General features: G+C 46.7%; 19 protein-coding genes. 9 read left to right on the forward strand and 10 right to left on the reverse strand.

Going from position 1 to position 15,421, the window contains the following annotated elements; genetic code table 11:
- Positions 1-73 precede the first annotated feature (73 nt).
- Together RIG68_RS09060 and RIG68_RS09065 are read right to left on the reverse strand one after the other, a co-directional pair.
- Positions 74-706, reverse strand: coding sequence for an SPOR domain-containing protein (locus RIG68_RS09060; RefSeq protein ID WP_350121369.1), 633 nt, complete (start codon positions 704-706; stop codon positions 74-76).
- 198 nt (positions 707-904) lie between these two features.
- Positions 905-1,282 carry a Fur family transcriptional regulator gene (locus RIG68_RS09065; protein WP_350121372.1) on the reverse strand — a complete coding sequence of 126 codons (378 nt, stop codon included), beginning with the start codon at positions 1,280-1,282 and terminating at the stop codon, positions 905-907.
- A gap of 134 nt (positions 1,283-1,416) precedes the next feature.
- Here RIG68_RS09065 and RIG68_RS09070 point away from each other — a divergent pair, with 134 nt between their 5' ends.
- Genes RIG68_RS09070 through RIG68_RS09080 form a run of 3 tightly spaced genes read left to right on the forward strand, consistent with a single transcriptional unit; the run spans position 1,417 to position 3,246 of the window.
- Positions 1,417-2,370, forward strand: a complete 954-nt coding sequence (locus RIG68_RS09070) for an NAD(P)/FAD-dependent oxidoreductase (protein ID WP_350121375.1) — start codon at positions 1,417-1,419, stop codon at positions 2,368-2,370.
- A 14-nt stretch (positions 2,371-2,384) separates the two neighbouring features.
- Positions 2,385-2,630, forward strand: coding sequence for a hypothetical protein (locus tag RIG68_RS09075; RefSeq protein ID WP_350121378.1), 246 nt, complete (start codon positions 2,385-2,387; stop codon positions 2,628-2,630).
- Between the two features lies 1 nt (position 2,631).
- The gene (locus RIG68_RS09080) at positions 2,632-3,246 is read left to right on the forward strand and encodes a class I SAM-dependent methyltransferase (RefSeq protein ID WP_350121381.1); all 615 of its coding nucleotides are present in this window, start codon (positions 2,632-2,634) and stop codon (positions 3,244-3,246) included.
- A gap of 41 nt (positions 3,247-3,287) precedes the next feature.
- On the opposite strand, the gene RIG68_RS09085 is transcribed toward RIG68_RS09080, so the two are convergent.
- The 3 genes from RIG68_RS09085 to RIG68_RS09095 all read right to left on the reverse strand — a co-directional run bounded on the left by RIG68_RS09085 (position 3,288) and on the right by RIG68_RS09095 (position 5,212).
- Positions 3,288-3,968: a VLRF1 family release factor gene (locus tag RIG68_RS09085; RefSeq protein WP_350121384.1), complete on the reverse strand. Its 681-nt coding sequence runs from the start codon at positions 3,966-3,968 to the stop codon at positions 3,288-3,290.
- A 33-nt stretch (positions 3,969-4,001) separates the two neighbouring features.
- Positions 4,002-4,373: a hypothetical protein gene (locus tag RIG68_RS09090; protein WP_350121387.1), complete on the reverse strand. Its 372-nt coding sequence runs from the start codon at positions 4,371-4,373 to the stop codon at positions 4,002-4,004.
- 83 nt (positions 4,374-4,456) lie between these two features.
- Positions 4,457-5,212, reverse strand: coding sequence for a DUF5715 family protein (locus RIG68_RS09095; RefSeq protein WP_350121390.1), 756 nt, complete (start codon positions 5,210-5,212; stop codon positions 4,457-4,459).
- A 415-nt stretch (positions 5,213-5,627) separates the two neighbouring features.
- Between RIG68_RS09095 and RIG68_RS09100 the strand changes: the two genes are divergently transcribed.
- From RIG68_RS09100 to RIG68_RS09125, 6 genes are all read left to right on the forward strand, one after another.
- Positions 5,628-5,990, forward strand: coding sequence for a DUF4345 family protein (locus RIG68_RS09100; protein WP_350121393.1), 363 nt, complete (start codon positions 5,628-5,630; stop codon positions 5,988-5,990).
- Between the two features lie 182 nt (positions 5,991-6,172).
- The gene (locus RIG68_RS09105) at positions 6,173-6,874 is read left to right on the forward strand and encodes a hypothetical protein (protein WP_350121396.1); all 702 of its coding nucleotides are present in this window, start codon (positions 6,173-6,175) and stop codon (positions 6,872-6,874) included.
- A 145-nt stretch (positions 6,875-7,019) separates the two neighbouring features.
- Complete coding sequence (locus RIG68_RS09110; RefSeq protein ID WP_350121399.1) at positions 7,020-7,787, forward strand: SDR family oxidoreductase; 768 nt, start codon at positions 7,020-7,022, stop codon at positions 7,785-7,787.
- Between the two features lie 11 nt (positions 7,788-7,798).
- Positions 7,799-8,287, forward strand: coding sequence for a DUF8737 domain-containing protein (locus RIG68_RS09115; protein WP_350121402.1), 489 nt, complete (start codon positions 7,799-7,801; stop codon positions 8,285-8,287).
- A gap of 13 nt (positions 8,288-8,300) precedes the next feature.
- Positions 8,301-8,768, forward strand: a complete 468-nt coding sequence (locus RIG68_RS09120) for an anthrone oxygenase family protein (RefSeq protein WP_350121405.1) — start codon at positions 8,301-8,303, stop codon at positions 8,766-8,768.
- Positions 8,769-8,837: 69 nt separating this feature from the next.
- Positions 8,838-9,713: an RNA polymerase sigma factor gene (locus RIG68_RS09125; protein ID WP_350121408.1), complete on the forward strand. Its 876-nt coding sequence runs from the start codon at positions 8,838-8,840 to the stop codon at positions 9,711-9,713.
- Between the two features lie 147 nt (positions 9,714-9,860).
- Here RIG68_RS09125 and RIG68_RS09130 read toward each other — a convergent pair whose 3' ends face one another.
- The 5 genes from RIG68_RS09130 to RIG68_RS09150 form a co-directional block, all read right to left on the reverse strand.
- Positions 9,861-10,061, reverse strand: a complete 201-nt coding sequence (locus tag RIG68_RS09130; RefSeq protein ID WP_350121411.1) for a YwbE family protein — start codon at positions 10,059-10,061, stop codon at positions 9,861-9,863.
- 45 nt (positions 10,062-10,106) lie between these two features.
- Entirely contained in the window at positions 10,107-10,604 is a 498-nt protein-coding gene (locus tag RIG68_RS09135; RefSeq protein WP_350121413.1) for a YolD-like family protein, read from the reverse strand.
- A 57-nt stretch (positions 10,605-10,661) separates the two neighbouring features.
- Positions 10,662-13,577, reverse strand: a complete 2,916-nt coding sequence (locus RIG68_RS09140; protein ID WP_350121415.1) for a GH92 family glycosyl hydrolase — start codon at positions 13,575-13,577, stop codon at positions 10,662-10,664.
- Positions 13,578-13,717: 140 nt separating this feature from the next.
- Positions 13,718-14,002 (reverse strand): hypothetical protein, encoded by a 285-nt coding sequence (locus tag RIG68_RS09145; RefSeq protein ID WP_350121418.1) that lies wholly within the window; start codon positions 14,000-14,002, stop codon positions 13,718-13,720.
- A gap of 57 nt (positions 14,003-14,059) precedes the next feature.
- Entirely contained in the window at positions 14,060-15,397 is a 1,338-nt protein-coding gene (locus RIG68_RS09150) for an alkaline phosphatase PhoX (protein WP_350121421.1), read from the reverse strand.
- Positions 15,398-15,421: the final 24 nt, after the last annotated feature.

Here is a 15,421-nt window from a genome sequence, read left to right on the forward strand (position 1 = left end):
ATATTTATTGATACGCTTCTTCTCCAGACTAAGGGGTTTCTATCTTTTTTAAACAACTAGGCAGCAAATCACCTCAATACTTCAACACCCAAACGCCTTCTCCAAACGCACTGGCCGATGAGGTAGCGGCTACCGCTTCGTCCCAGGTGGGGTAATCACCCACGGACACACGGTGAAATAGCTTGTTGGTGCCGGAAGGGTTAATTATTTTCAAGCTGTTTCCTTCCTTGGCCAATTTATTGGCATAGTCCATGGCCAGGTCACCATCCACACTGCTGGACACGACAACGTAGAAACGTCCTGTAGGTGAAGCAACAGTTTCAATTGTTCCGGGTGTTTGTTTGGCGGCTAATTCATCAAGTTTTGCTCTTACCAGCGCCAATTGATCCTTAGCATATTGCTGATCCGGCAAAAGAGCGGCAGCTTCAGCGTAAAGAGAATTCGCCGTTTCCCAATTCTCTTCTGCAAATGCCACATCGGCATTTTTTATCAACTCTTCGTATTTAACTTTCTTCTGAGCCTCCTGCTCCTGTCTTTTTTTCTCCGCCTCTTCTTTGGCTATTTGTTCCAAACGAGCCTTTTCTTTTGCCTCTTGCTGAGGCTTATACATAAACAGGTAATATCCGCCCGCCAATACCACCAGTACCAGCACCAGGATAATAATGACGCTTGCGGTCTTGCTGCTTCCGTTAGAATTTTCAGCCATTGGTCAATTAACTTTAGTTGAAGGTTATACAATGATAAAGAAATTGGCATTAAATCCATTAACTGTTATAAGGGAGTTTCTGCATCCATTGGTCTTTTGTACTCTCTTCTACCAGGTTTGTCAAAAACTGAGGCTATGCCGAATCCCCAAATCAAATATCGATGATGATCAGCGCATTGACATCAAAACCACCACCACCTAAGAACAATCGCTACACACCCCGATAAGCACGCAGTTTAAACTTCCCACTTTGTAGCCTGTGGGCACTGAAAAGTGGACAAGGGCCGGAAGGCACTCGATGGTTTCGCAGTTGGTGCAGCGAAAATGAAAGTGGTTGTCGGGCAATTTGTTCTTGTCGTCACACTTCACGCATACGGCAAAGTACTGCTTGCCGTCATCGGCCACGATTTTGTGCGCAATGCCATCTTCGCAAAAGCGATTGAGTATTCTGTAAATGGTGGCCCTGTTGGCATCCACGTCTATTTCCTTTTCAATGGCATCCTGGCTCATTGCTTTTCTTGCATTGGTCAATACCGACAGCACTGCCTCTTTGGATATTGTGTTTCTTCTTTTCATACTAATGCGACAAATTTGCAATTAAATATTGCGACTATGTTGCAATAACGACAGTGTTACCTAGCTTTGCAAACAGCTTACAAAAAAGTGACTAGGAGAAACGTATTGAAACATGGCGGGCTTGCCCTGACAGCATGGGCATTACCTCGTTCAACAACAGCATTTACACACTTAATGAAATGACAGACCAGCAGCATTTTGAAGTAATCATTATTGGGGGCAGCTATACGGGGCTCTCTGCCGCCATGGCACTGGGGCGTTCATTGCGCCAGGTATTAATTATAGACAGCGGGCTGCCTTGTAACCGACAAATGCCCCATTCTCATAACTTCATTACCCAGGACGGCGAAAAACCAGGCGTATTAGCCGGGAAAGCCAAAGAACAGGTTTTGAAGTACAGCTCGGTACAATTCCTGAACGACCTTGCAGTTAGTGGGGAAAAGACTACCACCGGCTTTGCTATCACCACGCATGCAGGCCAGGCATTCACGGCGAAGAAACTGGTGTTTGCTACGGGTATAAAAGATAGCATGCCTGCCATCAAGGGCTTTGCTGAATGTTGGGGAATTTCGGTGGTGCATTGCCCCTACTGCCACGGATACGAATTACGAAACCGGAGAACCGGCATTATGGCCAATGGAGAAAGGGCCTTTCACCTGGCCTCGCTAGTCAATAACCTTACTAACGACATCACTGTGCTTACGTCGGGAAAGGCAGCATTTGAGCCCGAGCAAATCACAAAACTCAAGAGGCACAATATAGAGATCGTTGAGGCCGAAGTTTCCGAAATAGAGCATCGTAACGGGCAGGTCAAAAACATCGTCTTTAGCACCGGCGCCAAGATGGCCTTTGACGGCCTTTACGCAGCCCTTCCCTTCACCCAACATTCGGACATTCCCGCTTTGGTCGGCTGTGAGCTGACGGAACATGGCTATATCAAAGTAGATAGTTTTCAAAGAACGACCGTTGAAGGTGTTTTCGCCTGTGGCGACAACAGCTCTATGATGCGGTCGGTTGCCACTGCGGTTTATACCGGAAACGTGGCAGGAGCCATGATCAATAAGGAGCTGACCGACGAACAATTTTGATTTGACTCTAAAAGATGGTAGAAGTTTTTGTCACAAGTATTCGGAATGAAATGCAGGCAGAGCGCATTTTAGCTGCTCTTCAAACTGGCTTTCCTGGCTTGAGAGTCAATATTGACCTGTCTGATTCCGTAGCTGGTTTCCCCTGCGGTCACAGCATTTTGCGGGCTGAAGGGGCTACCTTTCAGCCAGAAAACATAAGAGTCGCAGTAAATGAAGCAGGGTTTATGTGCGATGTGTTAGACGATAAAATTTGCAAATAACATGGGGGAGTTTTGGGAAACGAGCTTTGTTGAGAAGCAGGCCATGTGGGGCTTTGAGCCATCGAGGTCAGCGGTGTTGACAAAGGAATTTTTCGTACAGAAATCGGTGAAGAACATGCTTATTCCCGGGATTGGCTACGGAAGGAATGCTCAGATTTTCACAGACAACGGAATAGCGGTAACCGGAATTGAAATATCAAAGACGGCTATTGCGCTGGCCAGAAAGCATTACGGGTCAGGCATGACCATCCATCACGGTTCCGTGGTGGATATGCCGTTTGATGCTCATCAGTACGATGGCATATTTTGCTATGCGCTGATTCACTTACTGGACGCCGACGAAAGGAAGAAGCTGATCCGTGACTGCTACAATCAACTGTCACAAGGTGGCTACATGGTTTTTACTGCCATTTCGAAAGAAGCGCACACCTATGGAAAAGGCAAGCTTGTGAGCAAGGACAGGTATGAAATATTCGAAGGAGTGAAAATGTATTTTTACGACAGAGCATCCATTCACGCAGCCTTTGACGAGGCCGGACTGTTTGAAATAACCCAAGTCAATGAGAACTTCCCCTTCTTTCTGGTGAAGTGTAGAAAGGGAGAGCAGAAGGGGTGAAATAGCTGCGACAAGCTATCGTATTGTCATGCTGAAACTGTCTACACACCAGCAACTATCAAAGGCTCCATCAAGCGTTTGTTTGGCTCCTCGTAAAACAAGGTCGGTGCCTTTAGTTTTTTTATCGCTGCCTCGAGCTGCGTGAAGTTGGATTGCGGGATGTGGACAGGTATTTTGTACAACCTGGGATCGTTTTTCTCAAATGGACATTTCACTTTCGATTGGTACAAATAAGGCATCAAGGTTGTGTTGCAGTTGAGTGCCAGTCGGTCAATGCTATAGGTCTCCAAAAGTTCAGTCAAAGTCAAATTGATCTTTTCAAAAAACTCGATGGTCTCAGCCAACCTCACTCTCGAACCGGCCCGGGATTTGCCTTTCTTTTTCAGGTATTTGATCTGACTGAAGCCCTGCTTCTTGCGGGTCATGTAGGCACCAAAAGTAGTATGGTAAACGTTCTCCACCCCTTCCATCATACTGACGGCGGCATAGCCTGACTCCATACTTATGTAAAGCACACGTGCCTGGCCGGTAACAATGGACAGGTCTTCGTTCAGTATAAAATGAAGTGGTAAACGGATGGTTCCCGTGAGGTTGTGATCGGCATCCTTCAACAGGATGGCGTGTTTTTTGAAATGATATTCGTGTGCTGGAAAATGCTGTTTGACCAGCGTGCAAAGCTGCTGAATGGGTAGGTGATACAAGTTGGCACTTAGCTGATTCATCAACGGACGTAGTGCATAATAAATGACGTCATATCAATTACTGAATACCTCGACATGATCAATCATTCGCTCTTTAATGATGGTCACTATTCTTCTGTTGATAGCAGTACTCATTGGGGAATAACGATCAAACTCATCGGTGGTAAATTGCCCAATAATGATCCCCCGTAGCTCACTCCTAAGTACCTGATCTTGTTCAAAGCACGAGCGCACATAATTGAGTTTCTTTTCGAGGTTAAGCAAAGCGAAATGTTGATTCTTGTCAGCAATATAGTGCTTCGTATAGGCAATCAGCAAATCATGCTTCATCTTGATGATAGGCCTTAGTACTGTATTTTGGAAAGCTTCCTCCTGACTGGTATCAGTGGTCACTTTTGCCTTTGGTATCACTGGTCTTTGTGTCATGCAGGAGGAAACAACAAATGGCTCATGCTTGTTCAATGACTGGCAATCAGAAAATGTTCTTTTGAAAGCCAGTGGTCTTAAAATCACCTCACCGTCACATGAATGCACTTCGTTTGGCTCTCCAGCAGCACATAACATTTGCCTTCCTCCTGCAGCTTAATTAATTCACGCAATAACAAATTCCTAAGCCGGTAGGAATAAACAGGGGTGCTATTTCCTCTTTCAAAAAAACGTGTTTGGGCAATGTCGAACGTTCGTCCGTAATAATGCGACGAATTATTGGCCGTAGCATTAAGGTTGTTTTTGCGGAGCGACTTTTGGTCTTCGATGGTTCGCAATATCGATGTTACCGAAAACCGATAATTGGTCATTCCCAACTCTTCCAATTGATCGCAAAACCTTTCCCCAATAAGAGTTAGGAATTCTTCAGCAGGCGGCTGCAGGTAAGGCAGTGAATTGGTTAGGTGGGGAATTTCATAGTACTTGTTATCGGTTATTTCGACAAGTTTGTAGCGGCTACTAAAGGCTTTGGCGTCTGCTTTATGCTCCGCTTTTGATGCCAAAGGCTTTGCAAGCCCTTTTGCCCTGGCTACCTCAAGATGGTAGTCGTTTATGTATCGGTGTACAGCTCTATTTTCTTCTTTTGAGAGCACCGCAACGGGTACCATATCTTCAGTTTTGCCTTTTGCTGTTGGACTTAATGCCTTGAATAGTAGAAAAATGATTCCGGACACCACTCCTGTGGCTATGAGGACTTTACGAGGGCTGTATCTGTTTCCCTTTTGATTGGTGTCAAGGTTCCCAGGGGGAAGCCGTGGAAAATTCCCATGTCTATTCATGTGCAAAGCATGATTTCTACTGCGAAGTGAACACTTTATGCCGACTTTTCAGCGAAAGGGAGAATATTTAAATCGCACTCTGGTACTATTGAGGTTGCTGTAAAACGATCATTCGAAACTTTTCGGGTCGAAGTCTTTACACATTCCTTGTAAAGTTGTCTAAAGTCGCAAACTAGCAAAGACCTTATGAATAATTTTATCATTTTCCAGATGCAAGCCACTGCCGGTTTGATCACCTTCTTTTTTGCGTTTAAATGGTTTGCGAGGTTAAGTGCTGAGGATGCCCTGGTAGACATTTTCGACACTAGGTTTGGTAAACATCACCGACTATTTCTACATATTCTACCGCTTGATTAAACCGAATCCATAAGAATCAGCCGTTCAATAATCAGTTACCATCAGACCCCCAATCATCATGCTCATCTTCATTCGCATCTTCCTCATTCTCTACGGCTTAATAGCCGCAGGAACCGGTTTTCATGCCATGACAGGCCCGTATGACCCTGCTATCGCACCTATGGCCGATAATTCGCACCGTTTCATTGCCGCTATTTGGGCATCGTTGGCCTTAGGATTTTTCTATTGCGCCTGGTTTCCTTCCGAAGTCGCCCTTTTCCGGTTTTTGATGATTGCGCTGTTCATCGGTGGCATCGTGAGAGCGGTAGCACTCGTGCACTATTCGCCCACTCCCATTATTTGGGCCGTGATTCTTCTTGAGTTAATCCCTACTCCCATCCTTTGGTACATGCACTCAAAACTTATCGCCTCGAATTTATAAGCGAGTTTGTCATGTTCGGCTACTGACTAGGCCTCGGATTTATTAGCCTTTTAACCAAGATTTATTGGGGAAGTATTTGCACGCTCGCACTTGAAGTTGTCTAAGAGACTTATGATACTCCATATCACCTATCGATATCAAAAAAGACTATACCCATAGATCATCAACAAAAACCAACTAATATGTTAGCAGGACACTTCTCTACCGCCCTTATTGCACATCAAAAAATCCCACAGCAGGGTGCGTTGCTCTTCTTCCTGATCGCTTCACAACTGCAAGATCTGCTTTGGTTGAGCTTTCACTATTTGGGTTTGGAACCCACTGTCCCGGCGGACTTACTCAATGTTACATTGATGAATATAACCGTGGATATGGTCTATAGCCACGATCTATTACCCCAACTAGTGTGGATGGCCCTCACTTTTTTAATAGGTCGGCTATTATTTAAGAAAAACAGTATCGCGATAGCTGGTGCATTATTAGTACTTGGACATTACCTGCTTGACATGATATCAGGCTATCCCCATCATGTGTTTGGTGGAGATACGCATGTGGTAGGCCTCGGGCTGTATTACACCAATGTGTATGTAGCCATATTGATAGAGGCGGTATTTACAGTTGTTGCACTAGCGTATTATTTTAGGGTCGATTCCAAAAGGAGCAAACCCCGCAGGCTGAAAAACAGGATGCAAATAGCAGGGCTCCTTGTGTTCGGTGTAGTCTTTCTGTTGACCATAGGAAGCGTCTCTTTTCGTCAGTGGTTTAACATCCCTGAATTTGATACGCCCTTTAACACCACCATGCTATCGTTAGTGTTCACCTATCTACCTATGATAGTTTACTTATACTACTTCGTCGGGCTCGAACAACCTCGTGCATTATGAACAAAAGCAATACCGTGAATCATGATGAAGATCGGAGACCATAAATAGATTTAGCGCCCGTCCAACGGGTTAAATCGACTATTTTCTACCAAAGTCTTTACACATCGGACAATCGCTTGTCTAAGCAACAAATCCGATGCAAAAGATGAACAAGGAAAACCAAATAGTTTTGATTACAGGCGGTGGCTCAGGAATTGGCCTTGCCTTAGCCAGGAAGTTTCTAAGCAACGGCGACACTGTTATTATTACTGGCAGAGACCTTTCAAAGCTTGAAGCGGTCAAGAGCAAACTCAATAAGCTACTCATCTTCCAGAGTGATGTAACCGATGCAGCCGATGTAGAGAAGTTGGCCGATCAGACCCAAAAAAAATTTGGTGGAATTGATGTGTTAGTCAATAATGCCGGCATCATGAACCTGGTGGATGCAGGAGATGAAAGCAATGACCTGGACAAGCAATTAAACGAGATTGAGATCAATTTCAACTCCCCTGTCCGGATGTTGCATTACTTCCTGCCTCAGCTGAAGCAAAGTAAAAATGCTGTACTCATCAATGTTTCTTCAGGTTTGGCCTACGTGCCTTTTGCCCAGTCGCCTGTTTACTCCGGCACCAAATCGGCCTTGCATTTTTGGACGCAATCGATCCGTCCGCAACTGAAACCACACCGTATCAGGGTGGTCGAACTATTGCCTCCGGTCGTGGATACCAAACTAGCGCATGATGCAGATCTAAAGGATGATAACCTCACGCCCATGCCGCCCGAAAAATTGGCGGACATCTTTTGGACGGACTTCCTAAAGGGCAAGGAAGAAATCACGCCAGGGCTTTCAAAACAACTGAAACTGATGAGTCGCTTAGCACCAAAATTCATCTTCAAACAACTCAACAAGCAATCAATTCCAACTTTTAACTAACAATAAACCTCATGGACAATTTTCTCATTATCAATTTACAAGCAGTTATTGGTACGATAGGCATCATACTTGGCTTCAAATGGTGGATCCAACCACGTGTATCGAAGCTACCCCTTCAGGAGGCATTGTTGCCTTTCGTGTTTCTTAATGTATTCCGTTACCTGGGCTTGTCCTTTATGGCCAAGGAGCAGTTTTATGGAGGATTCCCAACAGATTTCTTAACAACTGTTGGCATTTGGGACTTGTCGACAGCTGTTGTTGCCATCATCGCTGCTATCGCATTAAAAAACAAGTGGAGTTTTGCCATTCCGCTGGTATGGATCTTTAATATCATCGGCTTTACCGACTTGATAACTGCCTTCCCTCAGTTCTTTGGCTTAAAACTTTACGACCACGACTTAGGCTTCATCTGGTTGATGTTTGTCACCTACGGGTTAACCACTTTCTTAAGCCACATCTACATTTTCGTCCGCCTCATCAAAGCACTTGGAAACAAATAAAAGCCCTATCCATATGAAAAAGATACTCCCCTATATTGCCATTATTGGCACGGCCGCCTTTCTCGGCAACATGATCAATATCGGTTTGAGCTACGCCGTTCACTGGCAGTCGCTAGAACCTGTCGCATTTATGGAGTCCTTCAAAATCGATTTCCCCCTTTTATTAGGTCCTACAGCAGCTACATTGTTGCCTGCATTTATTGCCACTATCTTGTTAGCGTTTTTCGATAAACAAAACCAACAGGCCAGACGGTATTGGCGCTATGCATTTGTCGCTTTGTTGTTAATCAATATCCAAACCGCCGCTTATCACCTACCTATGAACCTGGACTTTATGGACTTGAAATACACTTCTGCAGAAGCCACCAGTAAGCTCCAGGGTTGGGTGTTTTTCCATTGGGTACGGGTGGGTGTTGCTGTAGTGGCTGCCATATTTGGCATAAAAGCTTTTAAACAGTCTCTGCTAAGCGCAGCCGACTGAGAGAATGTTTAAGAGATTGAAACATATGGTTAATTAATCAGTTAAGAGGAATCTCATAACTTCAATAATATGAACCCATTATCCAACACCTATCCTTCCGATGCGTCCGACAAAACGCTGATCGAGCAAACGCTGACAGGGAGCAAGAAAGCGCTGAACCAACTCATCGAGCGGCACCAGCCCTATATTTACAATATTGCCTGGAAAATGGTGGGCAACCCTGCCGATGCGGCCGACCTGTGCCAGGAATCCCTGATCAAGATCGTTTCGAATTTGGGAAAGTTTGGGCACCAAAGCTCCTTCCGCACCTGGGCCTACCGTATCGTCGTAAATCACTTCCTGAACGACAAGAAGAAGCTGAACTCGAAGCTGCCAGGCTCCTTTGAAGAAATGGCGATCGGTCTGGAAATGGCGCCCGATGTGGAGCTGAGCCTTGAAGAAAAAGAAGAAAAGAAAGAAGCCATCCGGGAAGTGCGGCTCACCTGCTTGTCGGGCATGCTGCTTTGTCTCAACAAAGAACAACGGATGATCTACCTGATTGGGGAAGTGTTTGGTGCCGACCACACCGTCGGCTCAGAGCTGATGGAAATGAGCAAACCCAACTACCGCATGAAACTGAGCAAAGCCCGAAAAGACCTGCATCAGTTCATGCAAAATAAGTGTGGGCTGGTCGATCCGGCTAATCCCTGCCGATGCCATAAAAAAGTGACGGTTTCATTGGAAAGTGGGCTGATCGATGCCAAAAACCTGCTGTATAACCGCAAGGAATACACCACCTTCCGGGAGCAACTAGGGCCCGACTCCAGCTACCTGGTAGACGAAGCAGAAATGAAGTACACTGAGCTCCACCGTGACCATAGCTTCAAGACCACCTTTGAGAAGAAGAACTTCCTGATGGATATACTGGATGATGCAAACTGGAAAAGCCGGTTGAATTTGAATTGACAGTTAAATGAAGCCCGGAGGCGATGAAGTTAGTGTAATGAATTTCACTTGACGAATTTGAGTTGATAAAAGCCAAGAAATCCGTAAGCTGTCGTCTCACCGTTCTTTTCCTTTAACGGTGCTAAAAAAACATTTCAATTAATGACATCACTCTTCGGTAATGGCCTTCACCCTTCCCACCTCTCCTGTTTCCAATCGTACTTTGATGCCATGGGGATGGTGCGATGAGCTGGTCAATATTTGGGCCACATGGCCCCGTTTGAGTTCACCTGAGCGCTGATGATGCTTCTCTACAATATCGACTTCAGCACCAATATTGATCAGACTGCGTTGAGTTCCTTCAATCATGGTTTTAAATCTAAACGAAACTTCTGTCAAATCGTAGCACGATCCCTAACTCACCACCACCTTGTTGTGAGTGATACCTTCATAAAAATGATGAATATCAAACATCTGCTGAGCACCAAGCTTTTGACCGGCCTGGCTGAAGAGGTATAAACCTACTGCAAGCGCTGCTAGCACAGGAATGCCCCACAAAACCGAGGCATCTTTACCCAAACTCCAAAGACTGCCTCCCCACATGCCCAGAAAAAGCATCAAGATGCCAATGGCCACATAGCCGAAAAAGAAAAAAGCCCATATAGTCGGATTGGGCCCGTATAAGCCTCTTACAGTCACATCGTTGCCCTCCTGGTCAAATGACAGATGCAATTGTGGCGACCAAATATGCCGTTCGTCGGGGTTAATCTTGATGTACAGATGATCCGGAAAATGTGTGAAAGTGAACTGCTTGTTCTGTTCCAGGGCAGCACAAATAGTACTTTCCAGCTCGTCTTTTTGGACGGCTTCAATACGGTGTTTGAATCGGGGTCTTATCCTAAAACTTGACATAAAGGAAAGTTAAGAGGTAATCCCGATGTCCGCAATGACTTCTGTCAGTTGGTGAGCTCAATACTCCACAACTACCTCATCTATAAACAAATGCGAGGGGTTACCTGCACTTTCATGTGAAGGAGGCAGCTTACCCCCTGTTTTGGCTTTTACCCGTACATAGCGGGTCCTTGCGTGAACAGCCGCTTCCAGGAACTGTACTTCTGGGGCGCTCATCTCCTTCGGAATGGTGTTGTTAACGGTGGCAAGTGGTGTGAACGACTTCCCATCCATGCTCGTCTCAAAGGTCACTGATTCTGGATACACAATCCAGGGGCTCAAGTCCTGCAAAACATGTATAGCCACCCTCTTGACGGAGCGCTCCGTTTTAAGGTCGATCACAGCCACAAAGTCCTGGTCGTAGTAGCTTTGCCACTGCCCTGCTTTCCAGTTTTCCGTCCCGATAATGCCGTCAATCAGCGCTCCGTTACCCCCGGCGGTGTACATGGGATACACCTCACTGAGCACGTCTATGGTTTTGTCGTTGGGCAGCAAATAGAACTGCTGCGCCACTGTGGGCGAGTTCACAGCTCCTCGCTTGACATAAGCTTCCACGTTTGTCGTCTTTTTCACCCAAAAAGGAGCTGTATACTTTCCGAATCGACTGCCATCGAGGGAATAGAAAATTTCCGCCCCTTCAGTCATCGACTTGATATCAACCCGCAGCGAATCCTTGAATTTGAAGTTATCCATATTGAAATAAGGCACAGCCACAAAATCACCTTCAGCAATGGCGGTAAAGGGCATCTGCCCATCCAACGTACCTAATTGCTTGTTGGGTTTGTCGGTCATTTCGAATGTGAGGCTGCCGCCGTTGGCCAGGTCTTCGTGATGGAAGTACGTTTCATTTCTTACTTTACCATTCAATGTTATCTTGTTGATATAGATGTTTTTATCGGATGCTGAAGGAGCGCTTACGGTAAAGGTTTTACCATTTTCCAGGTGGATTCTCGCTTCACTGAACAATGGAGTGCCGAGCGCATACACCCCACTACCGGGTGTGACCGGGTAAAAGCCCATGGCACTGAAGATAAACCAGGCCGACATTTGTCCACAATCTTCATTCCCGATCAGTCCATCGGGCTGGTTGGGATAAAATTCGGTGCAGATCTGATGCACCAGCTCCTGTGTGCGCCAGGGTTGCCCTACATAGTCAAAAAGGTAGGCGATGTGGTGGCTGGGCTCGTTGCCATGCGCATATTGGCCAATAAGCCCAGTTACGTCACTTTGGTCACGGCCGCTGAGGCCTTCGCTGGTGGTAAACAATTCCTCCAGCTTCTGGGCCGTTTTCTCTTTGCCCCCATAGAGCTTTATGAGTCCATTGAGATCCTGCTGGGCTGTAAACGAATAGTGCCAGGCATTGCCCTCCGTATAGAAGTTATTGACTTCGCTGGCCTGAAATGGCGCATACCAAAAGCCTTGCACTTTGCCCCTGATGAACCGGTTATTGTAATCAAAAAGGTTCTTGTAGTGTTGCGCACGCAACAGGTATGTCTCGCTGATGTCCTCTTTTCCCAGCCATTTGGCCATCTGAGCAATGCACCAATCGTCATAGGCATACTCCACTGTTTTGGAAGCACTTTCATGATCGACATCGTTGCTCACATACCCCTGCCGTATGTACTGCCGGTGGCCAAACCTGTCGCTTTCGGCGTAGTCGGTCATGGCCTCCAAAGCCAGGCCAGCGTCAAAGCCTCTGATACCTTTCTGGTAGGCATCGGCAATCACGGGTACTGAGTGGTAGCCAATCATGCAAAACGTTTCGTTGCCGCTCAGCTCCCAAACGGGCAGCATGCCGCCCTGCTGGTGTTGCGTGAGGAAGGTGTTAATCCAGTCGGTAGTGCGGGCACGATTGATGATGGTATGCAATGGATGCAGCGCCCGGTGGGTGTCCCAGAGGGAAAAAACGCTGTAGTAAATACACCCTTCTACTCTGTGTACCTTCAAATCGGTGCCACGGTAGTCACCATTAACGTCGGTATAGGTGTTGGGACTGAGGCTGGCATGGTACAAAGCGGTGTAAAATGCTACTTGCTGGTCGTGGGTGCCACCTTTTATGTCAATTTTGCCCAGCTCCTTGTTCCAGGCAGTATGTGCAGCTTCTTTCACTCCTTCAAAGTCAAACCCGGGTATTTCCGTATCGAGGTTGAGCAAGGCATTTTCCATGCTCACTCCTGAAATACCAATTTTCATTTTGAGTTTTTTGTCCGACTTCAAATCGAAACTGAAATAAGATTTTACGTTCAACCCATCGGCAGTTTTTAGCCCACTCTTCACGGTATCGTTGAGGGCGATTCCGTAGTTTTTGATTGGCTTGTCGAATTTGATATGGAAATAAACCACCTGATTCTCGGCCCAGCTTTTGCTACGCCGCATGCCTCTGACTTCATAGTCGTTGACTATCTCCAGCGAAGATTCGAGCACCACATCCCGGTGTTTGAGATCCAGCAGAATGCTGCCCTCGCCAGCTTTTTCGAAGGTATACTCATGCATGCCCGACCTTGTGGCCGTGGTTAGTTTTGCAAGAATATTATTTTTTTTTAGCACTACCTCATAGTACCCCGGCTCGGCTTTCTCCTCACTATGAGAAAATGGTGAGCGATATTCGCTGTTGTTCCAATGGACATCGCCTGTGAAAGGCATGACCAGGATATCGCAATAGTCGGGGATACCTGTGCCGCTCAGGTGGGTGTGTGAAAACCCATACATGAGTGAGTCGGAATAGTGATAGCCTCCACACCCATCCCAACCTTCAAGCCGGGTATCAGGGCTGAGCTGCATCATGCCAAAGGGCATGCTCGCTCCCGGGTAAGTGTGTCCGTGACCACCTGTGCCTATGAAGGGGTTGACAAGGGCTGCATGGTTGGTTTGACCCGCTACGGTGGCCACCTGTGCAAAAAGAAGGAAGGCTATGAAAGATAATTTGTGGTGCATTAGGTGATGTTTTTCAAGGGTAAATACCCGGGAAGTAAAGGTAGGAAATTGCGTGAAATAAGCGGTTGGCGAATTGTTGCCATGCCACGATGGTGATGGGGTTATCACAGGCAACGTGAAAACGCTCTTCACGCCAGTTTTTAAGCCACCTTCGACTCCGAATACAAATCGTAGGCAGCTATCAGTGATTCATTGCTGCTGGCTCCCGGGTACCTTTCGTAAGTTTGTATTTTCTCTCTGGCCTCGGCGTATACTGGCAAATACTTTGAGTCCAGCTCGTCCCAAATGATGAGCATATAGGTGTAGCTGAGTTTGCTGTTTCGGCCTGCTTCCAGCCAGTCATTAAAAACCTGTTCGTCAAGTGTTGTGGGGAAATCTGAGCCGTGGAACATAGAGAAAGGAGAATGATTTGTGTGAATTTTCACGCAAGTTAAGGAGCCACCCTGGTTCACCAAAATAGCCCCTTTTTTTAAGCCCGTAAATTACACTGCCTGAAGGTTTTCCCAAGGCCCGGTGACAGCCACCGTGTCCCCGTTTTCCTGCACATTTACAAAGAGTGTTTTGCCAGAAGGCGAGAAAACAGCTCCGGTCAGTTCGGATTTTGAACTCCGGTTCACTGCAAACTGGCGAAGCTCTCCGTCCTTGCTTATGAGGTGCATGCGGTTGAGCTCGCCATTGTCTTCACAAACCAGAACTTCTCCCCAGGGAGCAATGGTCACGTTGTCGCACATATGCAGGACGGTTTTGTCTTCTGATTCAGCGAACAGTTCCAACTGCTCTTTCTCAATGTCGTATCTAAATATTTGCCCGAAATTTTTTGGGCCACCATTGGTGCAGGCGAAGTAGATTTGGCGATCGGTATGCCACATGCCCTCACCCCTTGCAAAGCAGGCAGCCCCAGCTTCAAATCCTCTGATTCTCAAGTCATCAAGTGGAGAATCTACATCGTCCACATCCTGCCATACCACAGGATAGCCTACCCCCTGCTCTACGCCTCGCTCCTTCCAGTTTCTGGTGTCCAGTTTGGGGCGGTTGTCTATGGCCAACGCCTGAAGCTTTCCGCCCTGATGCAGGTCTTCGGGGTTTTCAGGAATAAAACGGTAGATGAGGCTGTCAGATGCATCTTCAGTCTGGTAAATGATGCCTGTTTGCGGGTCTACAGCTACGGCCTCGTGATTGAAGCGCCCCATGGCTTTAATAGGTCGAGGATCTACCAGCCCCTTGGCCTCTGCAGGTACATCAAACACATAGCCGTGGTCTTTTTCAATGTTTTCGCCATCCGCTTTGGTAGTGTCTTCCTCACAGGTAAGCCAGCTGTTCCATGGTGTGACTCCCCCCGCACAGTTGCGGTAGGTTCCTGCCAGACTCATGAACTCTTCTACTACCTCCCCTTTTTCTTCATCGTACACCAATGTCGTTGTACCACCCAGCCCGGGAAGCTCGCCTTTCCCCGCATCATACAGTTTGGATATATCGACCAACCCAAGCAACTCCCCTTCCAACCCAAAAGGGCTGTTTTCCAGTGGTGCTGGGCTATTCTCGTGATTACGGATAATGACAACTTTGCCATCAGCTCGTGCAAATGCACCCATTCCATCTGCTCTGCCGGGAACCCGCAGGCCGTCGCTCATTGTGTTGCCCGCTTTGGAAATGATTTTGTAGGAGAAGCCTTCCGGCAAATCCAGGTATTTTTCCGGGTCGGATTTTAACGGCAGAACGTTTGATTCAGCGGTGTCCCGACCCTTTTGCACGCATCTGGACAATGACAAGAAACCAAGAGATACTACAGAGGTTTGGTAAAGGAAAGTGCGGCGTTTCACTGGCTTAAGAGTTTAGTTAATGGT

Origin of the sequence: Imperialibacter sp. (assembly GCF_040222385.1) — a bacterium.
In the GTDB taxonomy this organism is placed as follows: domain Bacteria; phylum Bacteroidota; class Bacteroidia; order Cytophagales; family Cyclobacteriaceae; genus Imperialibacter.

Excerpts from the sequence above, each read along its gene's own strand:
- RIG68_RS09060 (WP_350121369.1), bottom strand. The coding sequence starts at position 706 with ATGGCTGAAAATTCTAACGGAAGCAGCAAGACCGCAAGCGTCATTATT.
- RIG68_RS09065 (WP_350121372.1), bottom strand. The coding sequence starts at position 1,282 with ATGAAAAGAAGAAACACAATATCCAAAGAGGCAGTGCTGTCGGTATTG.
- RIG68_RS09070 (WP_350121375.1), top strand. The coding sequence starts at position 1,417 with ATGGGCATTACCTCGTTCAACAACAGCATTTACACACTTAATGAAATG.
- RIG68_RS09075 (WP_350121378.1), top strand. The coding sequence starts at position 2,385 with ATGGTAGAAGTTTTTGTCACAAGTATTCGGAATGAAATGCAGGCAGAG.
- RIG68_RS09080 (WP_350121381.1), top strand. The coding sequence starts at position 2,632 with ATGGGGGAGTTTTGGGAAACGAGCTTTGTTGAGAAGCAGGCCATGTGG.
- RIG68_RS09085 (WP_350121384.1), bottom strand. The coding sequence starts at position 3,968 with ATGAATCAGCTAAGTGCCAACTTGTATCACCTACCCATTCAGCAGCTT.
- RIG68_RS09090 (WP_350121387.1), bottom strand. The coding sequence starts at position 4,373 with ATGACACAAAGACCAGTGATACCAAAGGCAAAAGTGACCACTGATACC.
- RIG68_RS09095 (WP_350121390.1), bottom strand. The coding sequence starts at position 5,212 with ATGAATAGACATGGGAATTTTCCACGGCTTCCCCCTGGGAACCTTGAC.
- RIG68_RS09100 (WP_350121393.1), top strand. The coding sequence starts at position 5,628 with ATGCTCATCTTCATTCGCATCTTCCTCATTCTCTACGGCTTAATAGCC.
- RIG68_RS09105 (WP_350121396.1), top strand. The coding sequence starts at position 6,173 with ATGTTAGCAGGACACTTCTCTACCGCCCTTATTGCACATCAAAAAATC.
- RIG68_RS09110 (WP_350121399.1), top strand. The coding sequence starts at position 7,020 with ATGAACAAGGAAAACCAAATAGTTTTGATTACAGGCGGTGGCTCAGGA.
- RIG68_RS09115 (WP_350121402.1), top strand. The coding sequence starts at position 7,799 with ATGGACAATTTTCTCATTATCAATTTACAAGCAGTTATTGGTACGATA.
- RIG68_RS09120 (WP_350121405.1), top strand. The coding sequence starts at position 8,301 with ATGAAAAAGATACTCCCCTATATTGCCATTATTGGCACGGCCGCCTTT.
- RIG68_RS09125 (WP_350121408.1), top strand. The coding sequence starts at position 8,838 with ATGAACCCATTATCCAACACCTATCCTTCCGATGCGTCCGACAAAACG.
- RIG68_RS09130 (WP_350121411.1), bottom strand. The coding sequence starts at position 10,061 with ATGATTGAAGGAACTCAACGCAGTCTGATCAATATTGGTGCTGAAGTC.
- RIG68_RS09135 (WP_350121413.1), bottom strand. The coding sequence starts at position 10,604 with ATGTCAAGTTTTAGGATAAGACCCCGATTCAAACACCGTATTGAAGCC.
- RIG68_RS09140 (WP_350121415.1), bottom strand. The coding sequence starts at position 13,577 with ATGCACCACAAATTATCTTTCATAGCCTTCCTTCTTTTTGCACAGGTG.